We start from the raw sequence: 17,796 nt of genomic DNA on the forward strand, positions 1-17,796 counted from the left end.
ATTAATTTACTTAAATTTTCAAGTAAAATTATTACCAATTTCTTGCGATGTTTTAAACACATCCATGGGCTTGAGTATAGGTGACTTTACTGTGGGCAATTTTAGCGGTTACTTCAAATTTTCTATTTCTTTTATCAGGGCAGAAAGCGATGACTTTAATATGCAAAAATCAATATTGTCATTAGAATATGCTATTAAAATGACCGAAATAGTGTTACAAATATTTCTTGCCTCATCAGTGTTTAATTTGTCTAAAACAATAAAAGAATATATTTTTTCTGAAAGTTGATTTCTTAGCAATAGCTTTTTTTCTTTTATTTCACATACGCTCATATTAGTGTCGTTACCCATAGGATAAGTATCAAACCAAAATCCATGAACGTTGTTCATAAAATACTTAAGTTCATTAAATACAATCTCAAGCTTATCAATTGCTTTAGCATATGCTTTTGTTTGTTGCTCAATCTTACGGAGCATCAGGTTCCATTCATTACCAAGTATTTCTGCAACAATTTCGTTTTTTGAGTTATAGTAATTATAGACAGTACCTAATGCAACACCGCATTTTGCAGCAATTTGTCTAATGCTTAAACTGGTATATCCTGTATCTTTTAGTAATTGGCGAGTAACTAATAAAATATCTTCTTTAACATTGCTTAAGTTCTTTGGCATACTACCCTCCACGCCCCAAAGAGCACAAAATATAGTAAATACATCGTGGAGGGACGCAACTGGATTAATTACTAAAATCCACTTGTTAAAGCTACCCTCCACGCCTAATTTAATGTTAAAATATAGTAATATCGTGGAGGGACGCAACACATTTTGTACTTACTCCACAATTTCAAAAACAATTTATGGCTTTTGCCTACTTCTGACATAATAAATGGCTGAACTTCTATTAAAAAACTTTAATTACAAAAGCGTTCATTACAAAACTTATATATATAAAACTTATGTTATGTTGGCTAGTTTTTAAATGAACATTGTTCATTATAATTCATAATATAATAATTATCAAGAAGCATTTTTTGTTAAATAAAATCTATTTTAAAAAGTTTGCTGTTAATTAATAAGTTTATGGTCAGATGTATGAATTATTTCTATGGTTATCTTCGTATTTCTATGGTTATCTTCATGGTACAAGTATCAGTAATCTAATCATTGTGCTAATTTATTTTGACTAAGTTTGCAGATAACTGCTTATTACATATACTGATATGCCAGTATAATATATATAAATGGGCTACTTTGTTAAATATATTTGTTGCTAGTAACAAATATTGCAAACATATTGGGATTAGTAATTGCATTTACTTGACGCCCATTTCAACAAAAAGTATAATTAATTTTTAGAATATAAAGGTAAGGATTAAGAATGTCATGAACTTTTTTGAAGAAAAGGATTATTTTCTATTTGATGGTGCTATTGGTACATACTACTCATCAAAGTTTAATAAAAATACAGCTTGCGAGTTAGCAAATCTTTTTGACAGGGATTCAATATATAATATTCATAAGGAGTACATAGAAGCTGGCGCAGATGCAATAAAGACTAATACATTTGGCGCAAATAGGTTTTCATTAGCTTGTGACCAGCAAGAAGCGGACAAAATAATAAAAATGGGTTGGGAAATAGCAAAACGTGCTGCAGAAGGAACAACGACTGCAGTTTTTGCTGATATTGGTCCTATACCTGTAACAGAAGGATTTGAAGTTTTTGAAGAATATAAAAGAATTGTTGATATATTTTTAGAATGTGGAGCAGAGAAATTCTTGTTTGAAACCTTTGCTAGCTATGATATTCTTTTAGAATTATCTGCATATATACGTTTGAAGCTACCAAAGGCAGTTATTTTTACTTCTTTTGCAGTGTATCCTGATGGATATACAAAAGAAGGCTTATTCTATATAGATATAATTAACAAAGTAAGCGCAAGTGGATTAGTTGATGCCTACGGATTGAATTGTATAAGCGGTCCAGCTCATATGCTAAGGCTAATTAATGATTTAAACATAGAGGGCAGAAATATCATAATTATGCCTAATTCTGGCTACCCATCTACTGAGAGAGGCAGAACAGTATATATTGATAATTCAGAGTACTTTGCAGAGAAAATACTTGATCTAAAAAAATTTGGAGTAAAAATATTAGGAGGCTGCTGTGGGACTACTCCGCGGCATATAGCTGCTACAACTAAGCTGTTTAGTGAGAGTACAACCTGCTGCGAAAACCCAAATGAGTCAGGAAGCAGTTCAGAGCGTATTGCACCAAAGCAAAATATCCTATTTCAGCTTTTAGAAAGCAAAAAACCTATTTTGGTAGAAATAGATCCTCCATTTGATACAAAATGGGAGTATATGCTAAAGGATACTTTTCTGCTTAAGCAGGCTGGTGCAGATATGATAACCATTGCCGATTCTCCGCTGGCAAAAGCAAGGGCAGATAGTTCAATTTTAGCAGCTAAGCTATATAGAGAAGCTGGAATTCCTACTATGCCTCATATTACCTGTAGAGATAAAAATTTATTAGGTATTAAGGCAATGCTTTTAGGACTTCATATTGAAGGAATAAGAAATGTTTTAACAATAACTGGTGATTCTATAGCACATACTGAAAGAGAAAACATAAAAGGAGTGTTTAGTATCAACTCCTCAAAGCTTGCTGGATATATTTCAAGCCTCAACAGTAACGTTTTTTACGGCGAGGAATTTAAAATAGGAGGAGCTCTTAACATTAACGCTGCTAATTTTGAAGCTGAATTAAAGCGAGCTTTTACTAAAATTCAAAATGGAATTGGATATTTTCTTACACAGGCAGTATATACTGATACTGGTATTAATAATCTCATTAAAGCTGCAAAAACCTTAAATGTTCCTATATTTGCAGGTATAATGCCACTAGTGGGATATAAAAATGCTCAATTTATAAATAATGAGGTTCCTGGTATAGAAATAGAACAAGAAATAATAGAAATGTTCAAAGACAAAAGCCGTGAAGAATCCGAAAGGATAGGAATAAATCTATCCTTAAATAGCATCAATAAACTTTATAACTATGTTGCGGGATTTTATTTAATGACACCCTTAAGAAGAACTCATGTAATTTGTGAACTGATAAAAGAGATTCGGAATAAATCTATATAAAAATATATATAATGGATTAATTTATACAATAAGTATAAGTTATTAGTTCAGATTACATTCAAAAATAGATTATATCGCCAATTAATGTATATATTAAATGCTTCTATAGTGCCGAATAATTTTAAAGGTTGGCTTTTTGAGTGGTTGTAGTAAATTGGAATTTTTAAATGAATATTTGGTATAAAATGTTGAAAATAGGATGTGTAGTTTTTATAAAATATGATAGAATAATAAACGGATAATTAAATTGATATAAATATTCTAGATGTACATTTATATAACCCTACAGTAATATTACATCAATTAATAATAACATATATACATATAAAAATGGTGTTACATTGAGGTTGTTAAATAATTGTGCCGTCGGTAAGATTGGCAATTGTGGCTATTTGTAATTTAAAGTTAAATTTATTTGAACCATTATGGTATTTATTTGAACTGTAAAAGTGTTTTTTGATAATGTAAAAGACAGCAATAATATGATGCTTGCACCTGCAAATCACATATTAAACACAAAGTTATTAAAATTTTTTGTGCTCAGCTGTGGAGTAGGAGGTTTAATATGAAAAATATACCCTTGTATGAGGTAAGAAAAATTTCAGACTTAAAAGATATGATAGAACAAAGCACCAAGCTATATGGTCCAAAGCCTGCTTTCTTAGTTAAGGAGAACGGCAATCCCAATTATATCCCTGTATCTTACAACAAGTTTAAGTCAGATATAGATGCTTTGGGTACAGCATTAATTAGCTTGGGATTGAAGGGTAAAAGGATTGCAATAATTGGTGAAAACAGATACGAATGGTCAACGTCATATTTAGGAGTTTGTAATGGTACTGGTATTGTTGTTCCATTGGATAGAGAACTTCCGCATAATGAAATTGAAAGCTGCATACAGAGAAGCTATGCTGATGCCATAATTTTTTCTGGTTCTGTCTCATCAAAAATTGAAAATATAATTAAGAACATTGGTACTTGTAAATATTTTATTAATATGGACTTAGAAGAGGATTCTGATGGACAGCTTTCTTACAGTAAATTGCTTAAGAAAGGCCATGAATTAGTTGCTGCAGGCAATAGAGAATTCCTTGATGCAGAAATTGATAATGAAGCTATGAGTATCCTATTATTTACATCAGGAACAACAGAAAAATCAAAGGCAGTTATGCTTTCACATAAAAATATTACTGCTAATCTAATGGCAATGTGCTCTATGCTGTATATAGACGAAAAGGATACCTTCCTATCCGTATTGCCTCCTCATCATACCTATGAATGTACCTGCGGTTTTCTCTGCCAAATGTACAGAGGCTGTACAATTGCTTATTGTGAAGGACTTAGACATATTGTCAAAAACCTTAGAGAATCAAAATGTACCGTTATGAATGGGGTTCCATTGATTTTTGAATCTATTTACAAGCAGCTCATAAATAATGTGAAAAAGAGGCCAGGAGCTGAGAAAAAACTAAAGTTTGGCATTAAATTGAGCAATATTTTAAGTCTATTAAAAATTGATATAAAAAGAAAACTATTTGCTGAGATTCATGAAGCCCTGGGAGGACATTTAAGACTATTTATTAGTGGAGCAGCAGCAATTAATCCAGTAGTGCCAAAGGGATTTAAGGATATTGGAATAAAGCTTGTACAAGGCTATGGATTAACAGAATGTGCACCGATAGTTGCATTAAATAGAGATTGCTGGTTCAAGTTTGATGCGGCAGGCCTTCCTTTGCCTGGATTAAAGGTGGCTATAGACAATCCTAACTCAGAAGGAATTGGAGAAATTAAAGTATCAGGACCTAGTGTTATGTTAGGATATTATGAGAATCAGGAAGCAACAGATGCCGTTATTAGGGACGGATGGTTTTATACTGGTGATATGGGTTATTTTGATGAGGATGGATTTATTCATATCACAGGAAGAATGAAAAATATGATTTTAACTAAGAACGGCAAAAATGTATATCCTGAAGAAATAGAAACTCTTTTAGGCCGAAGTGATTATATTAAAGAGTCTTTGGTATATGGGCAGGAGGGCAAGGATGATGTGGTTGTCTGTGCTAAAATAGTTCCTGACAAAGAAAAGATTGCTGAAGATATTAAGGATGGAATAATTCCAGAGCAAGATATATATGATATTATCAATTCTGAAATTAAAAGAATAAATAAAGAATTGGTTAACTATAAGGCTGTAAAGGAATTTACGCTAAGAGATGAAGAGTTTGAAAAAACAACAACAAAGAAAATTAAGAGGTATCAAGAATTAAAATGAAAACAATAGAGACAGTAATAGAGCAAGCGGTAAATTTAGTAATAGATGCCGGAGAAATGCTATTATACAATGTAGATGATAAAAAAGTTATTTCAAAATCTGGCACGGCAAATTTTGTAACAGAGATAGATATAGGAGTTCAAGATAAAATTGTAAAAGGCTTGAAAGAAATACTTCCAGAAAGTAATATAATTGCAGAAGAAACTGCTGAAAATGAATTTTTATTAGGCAAGTATACTTGGATTCTTGACCCTGTTGATGGTACAACAAATCTAATGTATGGCTATAAATATTCTGCTATTGCACTAGCTCTTTTTTTAGAAGGTATACCATATGCTGGAATAGTATATAATCCATATTTAAATGAAATTTTTACAGCCCAGAAGAGCAAGGGTGCTTTTATAAATAATAAACCAATAAAGGTGACAGAGAACAAATTGCTAAAGGATAGTTTAGTGACTTTTGGAACATCCCCATACAATAGAGCAAAAGCAGATGAAACCTTTAGAATAACCAAAAATGTATTCTTGAAATGTCGAGATGTCAGGCGTACAGGCTCAGCTGCTTTAGATATTTGTAATGTTGCAGCCGGACGTACAGATGGCTTCTACGAAATGGAACTTCAGCCTTGGGATTATGCGGGAGCTTCTATAATACTTGAAGAAGCAGGTGGAAAAATAACAGATTGGCAGGGCAAAAAGCTTGACTACATCAATAAGACAGCTGCCATTGCTACAAATAGCTATGTCCATGACGAGTTAATGGAGGCAATTAAATAGCTATTAATATTTAGAAAGTGGTTATGTCAGATTTTTTACATAGTAAGAATTGGCTTTCTGCAATGGGGCAATTAGTATAAAATAAGGTACAACTCTGTTCAGTCTTTTGAAGATATAAGTGCCTTCTAGTGTTCTATAATAGATTAATAATATATTTTAGTTTTCATTAATGTTGCTTAGCAAATAAGTGGTTAATTTATTTGAAGAGCAACATTTTCTGTATACCGCTGTCTTATTGCAAGAAATATTACGCGAGTGCAAATAAAGCAGTTTGCTGTTTCTGTGTATTTTTATTGTAAAAGCTGAATAGTAATGATTTTATTGTTTTTCGAGTTTATAACATTATTATTTTAAAATGCTTTTGATTGCATTATTAAATGCTAATCTACTATATAAAGAAAATGTTAACAAATATTTATAAATTTAACATAGTCTTTTGAGGATAAGATTGGTATTATTAACATAAGTGATATTTGGTAAAAAATAAAAGTATAGCTGAAGTTACACATCTTAAGTTCCTGTTGAGCTATTGGAGAAATAATACCTACTTTATAGTAAAAAATTATTGGAGGAAAATTAATGACAACACCTGAGAAAAAATATCAAAAGAGAGTAGAGGCTTATTCAGCAAAATTGGATTTATACACCAAAAAAAGCAGTACTTTTGGCAATTATAAGCTGCTAGTGTTTTTTATTGGAATTGGGTTAGCGGTGGTACTCTATATATTTAATCAACTTATTTTTATGTCTGCTCAGATAATATTATTTTTATCTGCTTTTATATATCTTTCTATTGTTCAAAATCACATTATTAAAAGAAAAAATTATTCTTATGCAATGTATCAAATTAATAAAATGTGCTTGAAAAGGATAAATGGTGAATGGTCAAAGTTTTCTGATGTAGGTGAGGAATTTGAAAACCAGGAGCACAATTACACATATGATTTGGACATATTTGGCAGAAATTCATTATTTCAAATGATAAATATGACCTCAACATATTCAGGAAGACATAAGTTGGCCGAAATATTTCTTAATCCCCTAGAAAAGAAAGAGGATATTTTAGAAAGACAAGAGGCTATTTCGGAACTGTCAAGAAAACTAATGTTCAGGCAAAGAATGCTTTCTAATGCTATAATATCCAATAAAAATTTAGCCTTAATTGATGATGAAGAAATAAACTCAGGTTATCATTCAAGTAGTGCATATTCCAGCAAAAAGAAAAGAAAAACCTTACTAGACACGATGAACAAGCTAGAAGAAATATATTTATGGGCTAAGCAAGAAAACAAGCTTTACAGTTCAAATGGATTTATATTATTAATAACGGGGCTTCCTGTGCTGACATTGATTTTACTTGTGCTTTCCATATTCGGTGTAGTGTCTCCTTACCTACCTATTTTGGGGTTTTCTATACAATTTTTAATGCTAGCATATAAAGCAAATTTTAGAAGCAAAAACTTCGAAATAGTAGAAAAATATGCAAATACATTAAAAGTGTACAGTGGTATTATAAAACAGTTTGAGTCAGAAAAGTTCGAAAGTGATTATATTAATGAATTAAAAAAGGAATTAAAAGGTAAATCACAGGATCCTGCTTGGAAGCAGATAGAGAAACTCTCGAAATTATGGGAATTAATAGCTAATAGATACAATTTATTCCATGCGATTGTAAATGTGGCTACACTATGGGATTATCATTGCTTAGTGAGATTGGAAAAATGGAAAATAAGAAGCGGGAAATATGTGCAAAAATGGTTTGATATAATTGGGGAAGTTGAGGCATTAAGCAGTATGTCAATTCTTAGACATGATAATCCTGAATTTATTATGCCGCAAATAACAGAAGATTTGAAAGCAGGAATAACAGCAGAGCAGCTTGGACACCCGCTGCTAGGCAAAGATAGAAAATGCAATGACATAAGTTTTGATAGTAATCAGCCTATACTTCTTATTACAGGCTCAAATATGTCTGGCAAAAGTACTTTTTTGAGAACAGTAGGTATTAGTTTACTGTTGGCAACCCTTGGGATGCCAGTATGCGCAAAGTTTTTTAAATGTCCTATACTTAAGATTTATGCTTGTATGAGAACTAGTGATAATTTAGGACAGAATGTGTCTTCCTTTTATGCAGAATTGCTTAGGGTTAAAATGATTGTAGAGGCTGTTGACAGAAATGAAAGAGTTTTTTTTCTGTTAGACGAAATATTTAAAGGAACTAATTCGGCAGATAGGCACATGGGAGCAAAAATGCTTATAAGACAATTAGATAAAAAAGCAACTTGGGGTATGGTATCAACCCATGATCTTGAGTTAGCTGATTTAGAGAAAGAAAGCAATAGTCATATAAGAAATTATCATTTTAAAGAGTATTATAAAGACAATAAAATATATTTTGACTATCGGCTTAGAAAGGGAGTATCTGATACACGAAATGCTATTTACTTAATGAGAATGGCTGGAGTTAGTGTTGAGGATTAATTATATAAGATTTATATTAAATGTGATAACAAATGATTTTAATATACAAGTTAATTAAAGAAATTATATGATGCAAAATATTAAACTATGAATACTTAAGCTTATTCATAGTTTAATATTTTGATCTAAATTTCTAATAATGTGTGATTACTATGACAGCACTATCTAAATACTATTTTTTCTGTGTGGTGGGATTTCCAGCAGCCCTTGCCCCACGAGATATACGTTTTTGCTCACTTAAATCCTGTGTGTTGGTATAGTTTTCAATGCCATCTGATTTCGTACTTTTGTTTTTTCCCATAGTGTCCTCCAATGAAAAGTCTAGCGGCATTCAAACTTATTTCATACGACTAATTAAGGCAATTATTTTTAACCAAACTTTTTATTTGATAAGTTTGAATACCTATATTTTTATTTTGTAAGGTCTAGTAGTTTGCTATAATTCATAAGCATAAATTTCAAACAAAAAAATTGAGTTTATTTTCTTTAATGTACTGCACCATTAGTATTAGTCAATTAAAAAAGATTATTCAAACTTATAATATTAGTTTTTTTGGCAATTCAATATAAATATTTATTTCATTCTGATATAATATGTTAAGTAATTAATTAAAAATCTATATTACGGTCAAAAATAGTAATAAATAAATTGGAGAATCAAAGATGAGATCAAAAAGAACAAATAAAAATAGTTTGCTACCTGCATTGGTAGTATTTACTGCAATTTTAGTTATTGCATTTACAGCATTGGTACTTATGTATTTTGGGAAAATACCAGGAATAAATGTCAATGGTACAAGGCAGCCTTTGGAAACTTCTTTAACGATATCTGCGTCTGATATAAGTAGTATTGCTGATGCTACAGATACACAGCAGCTAGATGAGATAACTGAGCCAGTTGAGGAACCAGCTGAAAGTACAAATCCAGATGAGCTTATTATTTCATGGCAAAATCCTGATAGCTTTGTTTCAAAAAAAATCATGGGTGACGGTTCAGCAAAGAAGTCATACAAGGACGGCGGAAGTATACAGTTTTGGGCACTTGTGAATAACAAGACTGTAAAAGACTACAAAGCTCCTTACAATATAGCTTTTGGTTCCCCAGAAATGTATTCCGAACTTGAAGGTGTAACTACATTCAGGGGAAATAATTATAGAACAGGTCCAGCTTGGGGAAGTACAAGTGTAAAAGAAAAGAAGCTGGAAATAGTATGGACTCATGATATTGGTGCTGTATCCGGTGTGGGCAGCTACTGGCCTGGTGCAGGATGGACAGGACAACCTCTTATAGTTCATTGGTCTGAAGAGGTTAGAAAAATAATGAATATAAATGAAGACTTGAAGTCAAAAGACTTAGTTGAGGTTATTTATCCTGTATTTGATGGGAATGTATACTTCCTTGACTTGGAAACGGGAAAAGCATCAAGGCCAAAGATGAACATTGGATTTTCTACAAAGGGTACAGGAATGGTAGACTCAAGAGGATATCCTCTTTTCTATTCAGGACAAGGGTTGAATGAGAACAATGGCAAAAAGGGTGCTTTTAAATATAGAATATTTGATTTGATAAATCAAAAGGAGATATTTTCACTCCCGGGAAATGATCCTGTGGCTTTCAGAACATGGGGTGCCAATGATTCTTCAGCGCTTTTAAACAGATATACTGATACACTAATTAATTGCGGTGAAAATGGATTAATATATAAGGTGAAGCTAAATACAAACTTTGATAAAGAAGCTGGCACTATTTCAATTGACCCAGAAGTTACCAAATATAGATATAAGAGCAGCTATAGTTCTAATCAAGGAATAGAAAACTCTCCTGCATTTTATAGGAATCTAATGTATTTTGCTGATAACGGTGGAACAGTACAGTGCCTCGATATAAACACTCTTGAGCCAGTCTGGATATACAATACAGGTGATGATACAGATAGCACCATTACAATTGAAGAAACAGATGAAGGTGTGTTCTTGTATACAGCCAACGAAATCGATAAGAGGGGAAAGGCAGGTTCAAGAGCAAATTGTAACATTCGTAAGCTCAATGCACTTACTGGTGAACTGATTTGGCAGCGGGATTATTCCTGTGCTTATCAGGATTATATAAACGGTGGTGCTTTAGCAACACCTGTGGTTGGAAAGAACGACATAAGTGATATAGTTATATTTAATGTAGCATTAACGGGAACAAGTAATGATGGCACCCTTGTTGCTATAGATAAAAAGACTGGTGAAGAGGTATGGAATAGACATCTCATTGCATATAGCTGGAGTTCACCTGTTGATTTTATTTCTGATGATGGCAAAACTTATTTGATTTTATGTGACTTTTTAGGTGATATGCATTTAATTGATCCCAAGACAGGAGAAGATTTGGATAAAATCTCTGTAGGCGGAAATGTTGAGGCATCACCAGCAATATATAATGATATGGCAGTAGTAGGAACTTATGCAAAAAAAATATATGGTGTAAAAATTAAATAGCCAACTTTCACATAAGCTCCATTGGTACAATAAATTATCAATGATTTGCAGCAAAAATAACTGGAAAGGATAGCTGGCTCTTATATGGTGAGTTTTCTAGCCCCAAAACGCTAGGTTTTTTCATCGCAGGTGGTATTTAATTAAATAATGTGCTTTTGAGTTTATCAATGTTATAGTTTTAGAAATTATAAAAAGGAGGTTATATTCCATGCATGTGCTTTAAATTATGAAGCAGAATTAAAGGCGTGGAAATACTTATGAGAAGACGTAAACGTAAAGTAACAAATAGATTAAAGGTATTATTAACAGTTTTATGCCTAGCAGTAATAGCTGTAGGGCTTTGGATGGCATTTGGCAACAAGCTTGAATCTGAAAAAAACAGTATCCAAACTTCTAATGTATCTGATGCCTCAGATTCTACAGAAGAAGTAGAAGAACCTGAGCCAGAACCAGTTGCAGACCCTATTCCTGAGGAATTGACAGACCCTGAAAAGTTAAAGAGTTCATGGACAGAAGATGCTACCTTTGACGGTGAAAAAGCATTTTCTGAATATGCAATAGAAAATAAGCTATTAAATGGTACAAGCATGATATCTTGGATTTTTAGGAATAACACTCCTCAAACTTCGTTTTCAGTTAAGAAAAAAAACATGATTGAATTTGGAGCAGCCGACCAATATTCAGATGTTGAGGGTATAACTGCATTCAGAGGCAATAATTATAGAGATAATGCTTCTTTTGGAACAAGAACTGTTTCACAGAAAAAGTTAGAAATAGTATGGAAAAAAGAGGGGCTTGGAGAAATTTCAGCTCACAATAGTATTTGGCCTGGAACAGGATGGACAGGTCAACCCCTCATAGTTCATTGGTCAGAAACAGTTAAAAATATGATGAATATAAATTCTGAAATGAAGGCAAAGGATTTAGTGGAAGTAATATATCCTGCCCTTGATGGTAATATATATTTTTTAGACTTAGAAACAGGTAAGGATACACGAAATAAAATAGAGATTGGATATCCTATAAAAGGAACAGCAATGGTTGATCCAAGAGGATATCCAGTATTGTATACCGGCATGGGTATAAATGAGAATAATGGTAAGTTTGCAGAGTATAAATATAGGTTTATTAACCTCATAGACCAAAAGGAAATATACACCATATTTGGAAGGGACGAGGTTGCTTTTAGAGGATGGGGTGCAAATGACAGTTCTGCACTATTGGATAAAAAGACAGATACCTTACTCAATTGTGGTGAAAATGGATTGGTTTATAGAGTAAAGCTGAATACAAAATTTGATGAAGCTTCAGGAAGCTTGTCTATGGCTCCTCAAATAACAAAGTACCGTTATAGAAGTCCGTATAATGACGAGCAGGGTATAGAAAGTTCACCTGCAATTTACAAGAATTTAATGTACTTTAACGATAATGGTGGTACAATGCAGTGCCTAGATTTAAATACCTTAAAGCCAGTTTGGATTTATGAAACTGGTGATGATACTGATGCTACAACAGTAATAGAGGAAACGGAAAAGGGTGTATTTCTCTATACTGCAAATCAAGTAGATAAGCGTGGGGAAGGTGGAAAAAATCCAAAGGCAGACTGCAATATTAGAAAATTTAATGCCTTAACCGGAGAGTTAATATGGCAAAAAGACTACGAATGTGTATATAATTATTATATAAATGGTGGTGCTCTTGGGACTCCTGTTCTAGGCAAGGATGACATAAGCAATATGGTTATTTTTAATATATGCTTTACAGGTTCAAATACTGATGGAACAATGGTTGCACTTGATAAAAATACTGGTGATGAAATTTGGAAGAAGAAGCTTACAGCTTATAGCTGGTGTTCTCCAGTTGATTTCAAAAGTTCTGATGGAAAGACATATATGGTTTATACTGATTTTGCAGGAAACATGCATTTAGTAGATCCAATGACAGGTAATACATTAGATTCTGTATCACTTGGAAGAAATGTAGAGTCATCGCCTGCTATTTACAATGACACCATTGTTGTAGGCAGTTATGCAAAAAAAATATTCGGAATTAAGGTACGCTAAATATAAATTCTGTTATTATTCAGACAAATTTATTACTGATTTAGTAATATAGGTATAGTGAATGTAGTATTTTGGCATTGTTAAGGTGTCACTCAGACTATACTAGTGCTCAAAAAAGATGAGGAGAGAGGTAAATGAAGATTTTAAAAGGAGTATTAAGTTGGTTTGGAACAGTTTTGATCTCAGTAGTTGTTGCATTATTTATTATTATTTTTCTGTTTCAGCCAACAAGCGTAAGCGGATCTTCAATGGAGAATACTCTGCATGACAGAAATAAAATAATAATAAATAAAACTCGAAATATATTCCATGGTGAACCAGATTATGAAGATATAGTCATAATAGACAGTAGAGTGGACCGTAAAAGAACATTTTGGGACAATGTTATAGAGCCACTTAAATACAATGTTTTTGTTACAAAGTTTACAGGAAATGTTGATGAAATATTTTGGGTTAAAAGAGTAATTGGAAAAGCTGGAGATGTACTTGAGTTTAAAAATGGAAAAGTAATTAGAAATGGTGTTGAATTAGAAGAAAACTATATCAAGGAACCAATGCTATATGAATCAACAGATAAGGTAATTGTACCAGAAAAAAGTGTATTTGTTATGGGGGACAACAGAAATAATAGTTCAGATAGTAGATATATAGGATGTATACCCTTAGATCATGTGATAGGTACATATTTATTTAAAATAGGATTCTAATAACTTGATTGAAGGTATTACATATATTCACAAAGGAGGTGCAAATTCCTATTTCAGTTATTTGTTGAGAAATAGATATAGTTATGGAACCATTATATGTATTTGAAAAAAATTATAACGTTACGTATGGAGATTCAGATTATTATAAAAGATTAAAGATTAGTTCACTTTTTAACTTTATTCAGGATGTTGCAGGTCTTCATACAAAGCACATGGGAATTGGAATTGACGATATTAGCAAGGAACATGGTCTCGCATGGGTAATTGTCCGTATTATGGTTGATATTATCAGAATACCCATATGGAACGAAGAAATTTGTATTGAAACCTGGCCAGCTACTCAAAAAAAAGTGGAATTTGAAAGAGACTTCTGTGTTAAAGACAAGAATGGAAATATATTGATAAATGTAATATCAAGCTGGGTTCTTATGGATATTGCGAAACGTGAAATAATTAAGACTGATTCAACCAATATCAAACATCCACCTTTAATCAAGGAAAGAGCTATAAACAGGCGAATGACTAAGTTAAGGCCTAATGGAGAATTAATATTTGTATACAACAAAAAAATAAGTTATAGTGATATTGATATTAACGGTCATATGAATAATTCAAAATATATAGATTTTATCGCAGATTGCTTTACTATGGAAAAACATTGTGAGTACAAAGTGGAAAATTTGCAGGTAAATTATATTTGTGAAGCACTTGCCGGAGATGTAATTAATTTCTATAAGGACGTTTCTCAGCTTGAGTCTGGAATTGTTTATGTTGAAGGTGCTAATACGGAAAAGGATAAGGTATATTTTAAAGCCTGCATTAAGGTTAGGAGGAACAATGAATAAGGATAAAAAACTAATAGTTATTGTAGGGGTTCTGTTTGTCTTTATTATTATTTTAGTAGCTTTACTTATATATGCTACAAACCTATATAATAAAGATGATACAACAGCAGTTAATACTACTATTTCGACAAACTCTAATTTGAATCAGACATCAGATTCTACTTTGGTAGAATCCCAGCAAAGTGCAAGTGAAACCAGTTCAGTTGATGAAAAAGTTGATTTACAGTTATATTTTTATGACGCAGATGATTATAAAAAGCCAAAAGAGATAATTATAGTTTCAGTAGATAAAAAGCTATATCAAGACAATATTACAGAGGCTATTAACAAGGTATTTGAATTAACACCATTGAAAATAAATAAGGCTGAGGTAGATGGAAATCTAATTACAGTTGACCTTCCTAAGGAAGTAGCACTTATGTTTAATAGTGGAAGTGCTGGGGGTATAACATATACTAACACTTTAGCTATGACTTTATTAAATTTGCCTGGTATTGAGGAATTGGAAGTTACTGTTGATGGAGTAAAGGGTGTTGAAGCTGACCATTTTGACTTTAACGGAAAATTTGTGAAGGACGAAAGTGAATTTGGATTTAAGTTTAACAAGTCAGATATGCTAAGCAAAGAACTGGAATTTTAGTTTATATTGGATTTATTTAAAACAGGTGCAAATACTTATAGTATATATAAAATAGCTCGAAAACAGACTATGCGCAGCATGGTGAAATTTCGGGCTATTATATTATAAAGCAATTAATGACAAAGCATGGTAGAAATATCTGATGAAATACAAGTCTCATACTATTGTTAAAAGAAAGGGATGCTGATGAAAACAAAATTAATAAAAATTATACTTATATGTATTGCTATTGCAGGTATTATTGATACCATTATTTTGGCAATAAGAAGCGGCAACGTAGATACTGGTATTTTATCTCCTTCAATTGGAGGAGTTTTTATAATATTTTTACTGTTATTTATTAGAACAGAGCATTATAAGAAAAAACTCAAATTATATAATAAGATTGGAAAAGTACTGTTGGGGTTATTTATTGTTTGGTTTATTTCCTTTGCAGCGCTGACAATTGTGATTCTTACATCTGCTGTTTCACAGTCAGATGAGAAGGTTGACAGCGTAATCGTACTTGGGGCAGGATTAAAGGGTGACAAGCCCACATTAGTACTTCAAGAAAGGCTTAATTACACTATTGAGTACCTGAATAAGAACACAGATGCTATAGCTGTTGTATCTGGAGGACAGGGAATTGGAGAGATAATTACTGAGGCTGAAGGTATGAAAAGGTATTTAATAGCCCACGGCATTTCTGAAAATAGAATAATAAAAGAAGAGAAATCCACAAGTACATATGAAAACATGATTTTTTCAAAAAAAGTATATGAAGAGACCACAGGTAAAGAACTTGATAAAGTAATGATTATTACAAATGATTTTCATATGTTCAGATCTAAGCATCTTGCAAAGAGGGTGGGCCTTGAACCATACGGTATTAGTTCAGGCACACCCTGGTATATATATCCAAATGTACTGTTGAGAGAATATCTTGCAGTTATTAAGTCATTTATTTTTGATAGGTAGAAACTTTGCACTAATATATGTGTTTATTTTATTATGCACTAAGGTTAAGGCTATATAACTTACTTATCTTATCAAATAGAACAGGTTGTTCACTTTGAATTTGCTCCTTATGCTCTAAGATAGAGCGCCATACTATTTTAGGCGTTTCAAATTGACTAAAGATACCGCAGAGTGTCTTACCTTGAAGTAAAGAGAACATATAGTCAAGTTCAGCATCAGTATATTTTGGCCTCATTGCTAAGCTGCCATATAGGCTTATAAAATTGTTGAACTCAGTCCTATTAAAGTCAAATGCATCATTCCACCAGCTTGTATATTGCTCAAAACCATTTCTTTCATTTAGTTCTTCATAAACTGCTTTAGCAGCATGATATCCACACATAATGGCACCCTGAACAATTACCTCAATGTGAGCTGCACTATCGCCTATAGAAATTACATTACCTAAGTAAGGTTTTCTAAGTGATGAATAAGATTTTAGAGAACAGCCTTTCTTATCAATAATTTGTGAATGTTTAAAATTATTTTTCAACGGGCTGTTCTTTATAATGTTTTCAAAAAATGTTTCTGGCAAAATATTTTTGTTTCCCATGATAGTTAATTCTATTGTGTCGGTTCCTTCTAAGGTTGGGCCTACTATTATTTCAGCGAAAGGATGATATACACTTCCATAATACTGAATCCAGCTTTCGGGTTCAAAATCACAAGTCTTTTCAATTGTATAAAGCAATACGAAAGGCGTACCAAATAAACTTCTTCCATTATTAAGACCAAATATATCAGTAAGTTTTGCATTAACACCTTCTGCTATTATTAACTTTTTTGCCTCAATTGTTGAAGTTTTTTCTTTAGATTTTAGTTCTAACTTAACAGAATTTCCTAGATCTGTACCACCATAAGCTAGGGTTTCTGTTCTAAATTCAACTCCCAGCTTTTCACATTCCTCCATTATGTTTTGAAGTAACTGTCCTTTGTCAAACTTAATTGCTAAAGGTCTACCATCTGAATGAGCAATATGTATTTTATGTCCACTAGGTGAGTAATAGAAAGAGTTTTTAACATTTACTAAACGACCAGTATAAGGCACACTGAAGTTATTTCTAGTAAACATTATTTTTCCGTCCTGTATTTGCAGGAACTCATTTTCATATCCATTATCCATAACAAACTGAGCGCAGCAAGCTCTTCTAATTTTGCTGATTTCTTTCTTTTTTTCTATAACTGTTACTTTTAAGCCCATTTCTGCTGCAGTTTTGGCAGCCATAAGTCCTGCTGGTCCAGCCCCTACTATTACCAAATCTGTTAAGTTTCTCATGTTATAAATCACCCTTTTTTTTTTATTATATTAAAACTCAACTATACAAAGATCAAAACTTATAGGTGTTTATAATTTAACTTTGGACAGCTGAGTTAAT

At 32.2% G+C, this 17,796-nt stretch carries 13 protein-coding genes; 10 read left to right on the forward strand and 3 right to left on the reverse strand.

The window, feature by feature from the left end; all coding sequences use genetic code 11:
• Nucleotides 1–108: 108 nt before the first annotated feature.
• Complete coding sequence (locus EHE19_RS04565) at nt 109–672, reverse strand: TetR/AcrR family transcriptional regulator (protein WP_137698183.1); 564 nt, start codon at nt 670–672, stop codon at nt 109–111.
• 711 nt (nt 673–1,383) lie between these two features.
• Between EHE19_RS04565 and EHE19_RS04570 the strand changes: the two genes are divergently transcribed.
• From EHE19_RS04570 to EHE19_RS04585, 4 genes are all read left to right on the forward strand, one after another.
• Nucleotides 1,384–3,147 (forward strand): bifunctional homocysteine S-methyltransferase/methylenetetrahydrofolate reductase, encoded by a 1,764-nt coding sequence (locus tag EHE19_RS04570; protein WP_137698182.1) that lies wholly within the window; start codon nt 1,384–1,386, stop codon nt 3,145–3,147.
• 565 nt (nt 3,148–3,712) lie between these two features.
• Nucleotides 3,713–5,422 carry an AMP-dependent synthetase/ligase gene (locus tag EHE19_RS04575; RefSeq protein ID WP_137698181.1) on the forward strand — a complete coding sequence of 570 codons (1,710 nt, stop codon included), beginning with the start codon at nt 3,713–3,715 and terminating at the stop codon, nt 5,420–5,422.
• Nucleotides 5,419–6,201 (forward strand): inositol monophosphatase family protein, encoded by a 783-nt coding sequence (locus EHE19_RS04580; RefSeq protein ID WP_137698180.1) that lies wholly within the window; start codon nt 5,419–5,421, stop codon nt 6,199–6,201. Before EHE19_RS04575 ends, EHE19_RS04580 begins: the two co-directional genes overlap by 4 nt.
• Nucleotides 6,202–6,780: 579 nt before the next feature.
• Nucleotides 6,781–8,682 (forward strand): MutS family DNA mismatch repair protein, encoded by a 1,902-nt coding sequence (locus tag EHE19_RS04585; protein ID WP_137698179.1) that lies wholly within the window; start codon nt 6,781–6,783, stop codon nt 8,680–8,682.
• 172 nt (nt 8,683–8,854) lie between these two features.
• On the opposite strand, the gene EHE19_RS19930 is transcribed toward EHE19_RS04585, so the two are convergent.
• Nucleotides 8,855–8,983 (reverse strand): hypothetical protein, encoded by a 129-nt coding sequence (locus EHE19_RS19930; protein ID WP_280513964.1) that lies wholly within the window; start codon nt 8,981–8,983, stop codon nt 8,855–8,857.
• Nucleotides 8,984–9,345: 362 nt separating this feature from the next.
• Here EHE19_RS19930 and EHE19_RS04590 point away from each other — a divergent pair, with 362 nt between their 5' ends.
• The 6 genes from EHE19_RS04590 (at nt 9,346) to EHE19_RS04615 (ending at nt 16,381) form a co-directional block, all read left to right on the forward strand.
• Nucleotides 9,346–11,169, forward strand: coding sequence for an outer membrane protein assembly factor BamB family protein (locus tag EHE19_RS04590; RefSeq protein ID WP_137698178.1), 1,824 nt, complete (start codon nt 9,346–9,348; stop codon nt 11,167–11,169).
• 257 nt (nt 11,170–11,426) lie between these two features.
• Nucleotides 11,427–13,232 (forward strand): outer membrane protein assembly factor BamB family protein, encoded by a 1,806-nt coding sequence (locus EHE19_RS04595; protein ID WP_137698177.1) that lies wholly within the window; start codon nt 11,427–11,429, stop codon nt 13,230–13,232.
• 134 nt (nt 13,233–13,366) lie between these two features.
• Nucleotides 13,367–13,939 carry a signal peptidase I gene (gene lepB, locus EHE19_RS04600; protein WP_137698176.1) on the forward strand — a complete coding sequence of 191 codons (573 nt, stop codon included), beginning with the start codon at nt 13,367–13,369 and terminating at the stop codon, nt 13,937–13,939.
• Nucleotides 13,940–14,022: 83 nt separating this feature from the next.
• Entirely contained in the window at nt 14,023–14,784 is a 762-nt protein-coding gene (locus EHE19_RS04605) for an acyl-[acyl-carrier-protein] thioesterase (RefSeq protein WP_137698175.1), read from the forward strand.
• Nucleotides 14,777–15,424, forward strand: coding sequence for a GerMN domain-containing protein (locus EHE19_RS04610; protein ID WP_137698174.1), 648 nt, complete (start codon nt 14,777–14,779; stop codon nt 15,422–15,424). Before EHE19_RS04605 ends, EHE19_RS04610 begins: the two co-directional genes overlap by 8 nt.
• Before the next feature lie 186 nt (nt 15,425–15,610).
• Nucleotides 15,611–16,381: a YdcF family protein gene (locus EHE19_RS04615; RefSeq protein ID WP_137698173.1), complete on the forward strand. Its 771-nt coding sequence runs from the start codon at nt 15,611–15,613 to the stop codon at nt 16,379–16,381.
• A gap of 31 nt (nt 16,382–16,412) precedes the next feature.
• Here EHE19_RS04615 and EHE19_RS04620 read toward each other — a convergent pair whose 3' ends face one another.
• On the reverse strand, nt 16,413–17,696 hold the full coding sequence (locus EHE19_RS04620) for an NAD(P)/FAD-dependent oxidoreductase (RefSeq protein WP_137698172.1): 1,284 nt from the start codon (nt 17,694–17,696) through the stop codon (nt 16,413–16,415).
• Nucleotides 17,697–17,796: the final 100 nt, after the last annotated feature.

The sequence above is a fragment of the Ruminiclostridium herbifermentans genome, assembly GCF_005473905.2.
Classification (GTDB): Bacteria; Bacillota; Clostridia; order Acetivibrionales; family DSM-1351; genus Ruminiclostridium; species Ruminiclostridium herbifermentans.

Coding starts and splice junctions, on each gene's coding strand:
- EHE19_RS04575 (WP_137698181.1), top strand. CDS start 3,713: ATGAAAAATATACCCTTGTATGAGGTAAGAAAAATTTCAGACTTAAAA.
- EHE19_RS04615 (WP_137698173.1), top strand. CDS start 15,611: ATGAAAACAAAATTAATAAAAATTATACTTATATGTATTGCTATTGCA.
- EHE19_RS04580 (WP_137698180.1), top strand. CDS start 5,419: ATGAAAACAATAGAGACAGTAATAGAGCAAGCGGTAAATTTAGTAATA.
- EHE19_RS04620 (WP_137698172.1), bottom strand. CDS start 17,696: ATGAGAAACTTAACAGATTTGGTAATAGTAGGGGCTGGACCAGCAGGA.
- EHE19_RS04610 (WP_137698174.1), top strand. CDS start 14,777: ATGAATAAGGATAAAAAACTAATAGTTATTGTAGGGGTTCTGTTTGTC.
- EHE19_RS04570 (WP_137698182.1), top strand. CDS start 1,384: ATGAACTTTTTTGAAGAAAAGGATTATTTTCTATTTGATGGTGCTATT.
- EHE19_RS19930 (WP_280513964.1), bottom strand. CDS start 8,983: ATGGGAAAAAACAAAAGTACGAAATCAGATGGCATTGAAAACTATACC.
- EHE19_RS04590 (WP_137698178.1), top strand. CDS start 9,346: ATGAGATCAAAAAGAACAAATAAAAATAGTTTGCTACCTGCATTGGTA.
- EHE19_RS04605 (WP_137698175.1), top strand. CDS start 14,023: ATGGAACCATTATATGTATTTGAAAAAAATTATAACGTTACGTATGGA.
- EHE19_RS04585 (WP_137698179.1), top strand. CDS start 6,781: ATGACAACACCTGAGAAAAAATATCAAAAGAGAGTAGAGGCTTATTCA.
- EHE19_RS04595 (WP_137698177.1), top strand. CDS start 11,427: ATGAGAAGACGTAAACGTAAAGTAACAAATAGATTAAAGGTATTATTA.
- EHE19_RS04565 (WP_137698183.1), bottom strand. CDS start 672: ATGCCAAAGAACTTAAGCAATGTTAAAGAAGATATTTTATTAGTTACT.
- lepB (WP_137698176.1), top strand. CDS start 13,367: ATGAAGATTTTAAAAGGAGTATTAAGTTGGTTTGGAACAGTTTTGATC.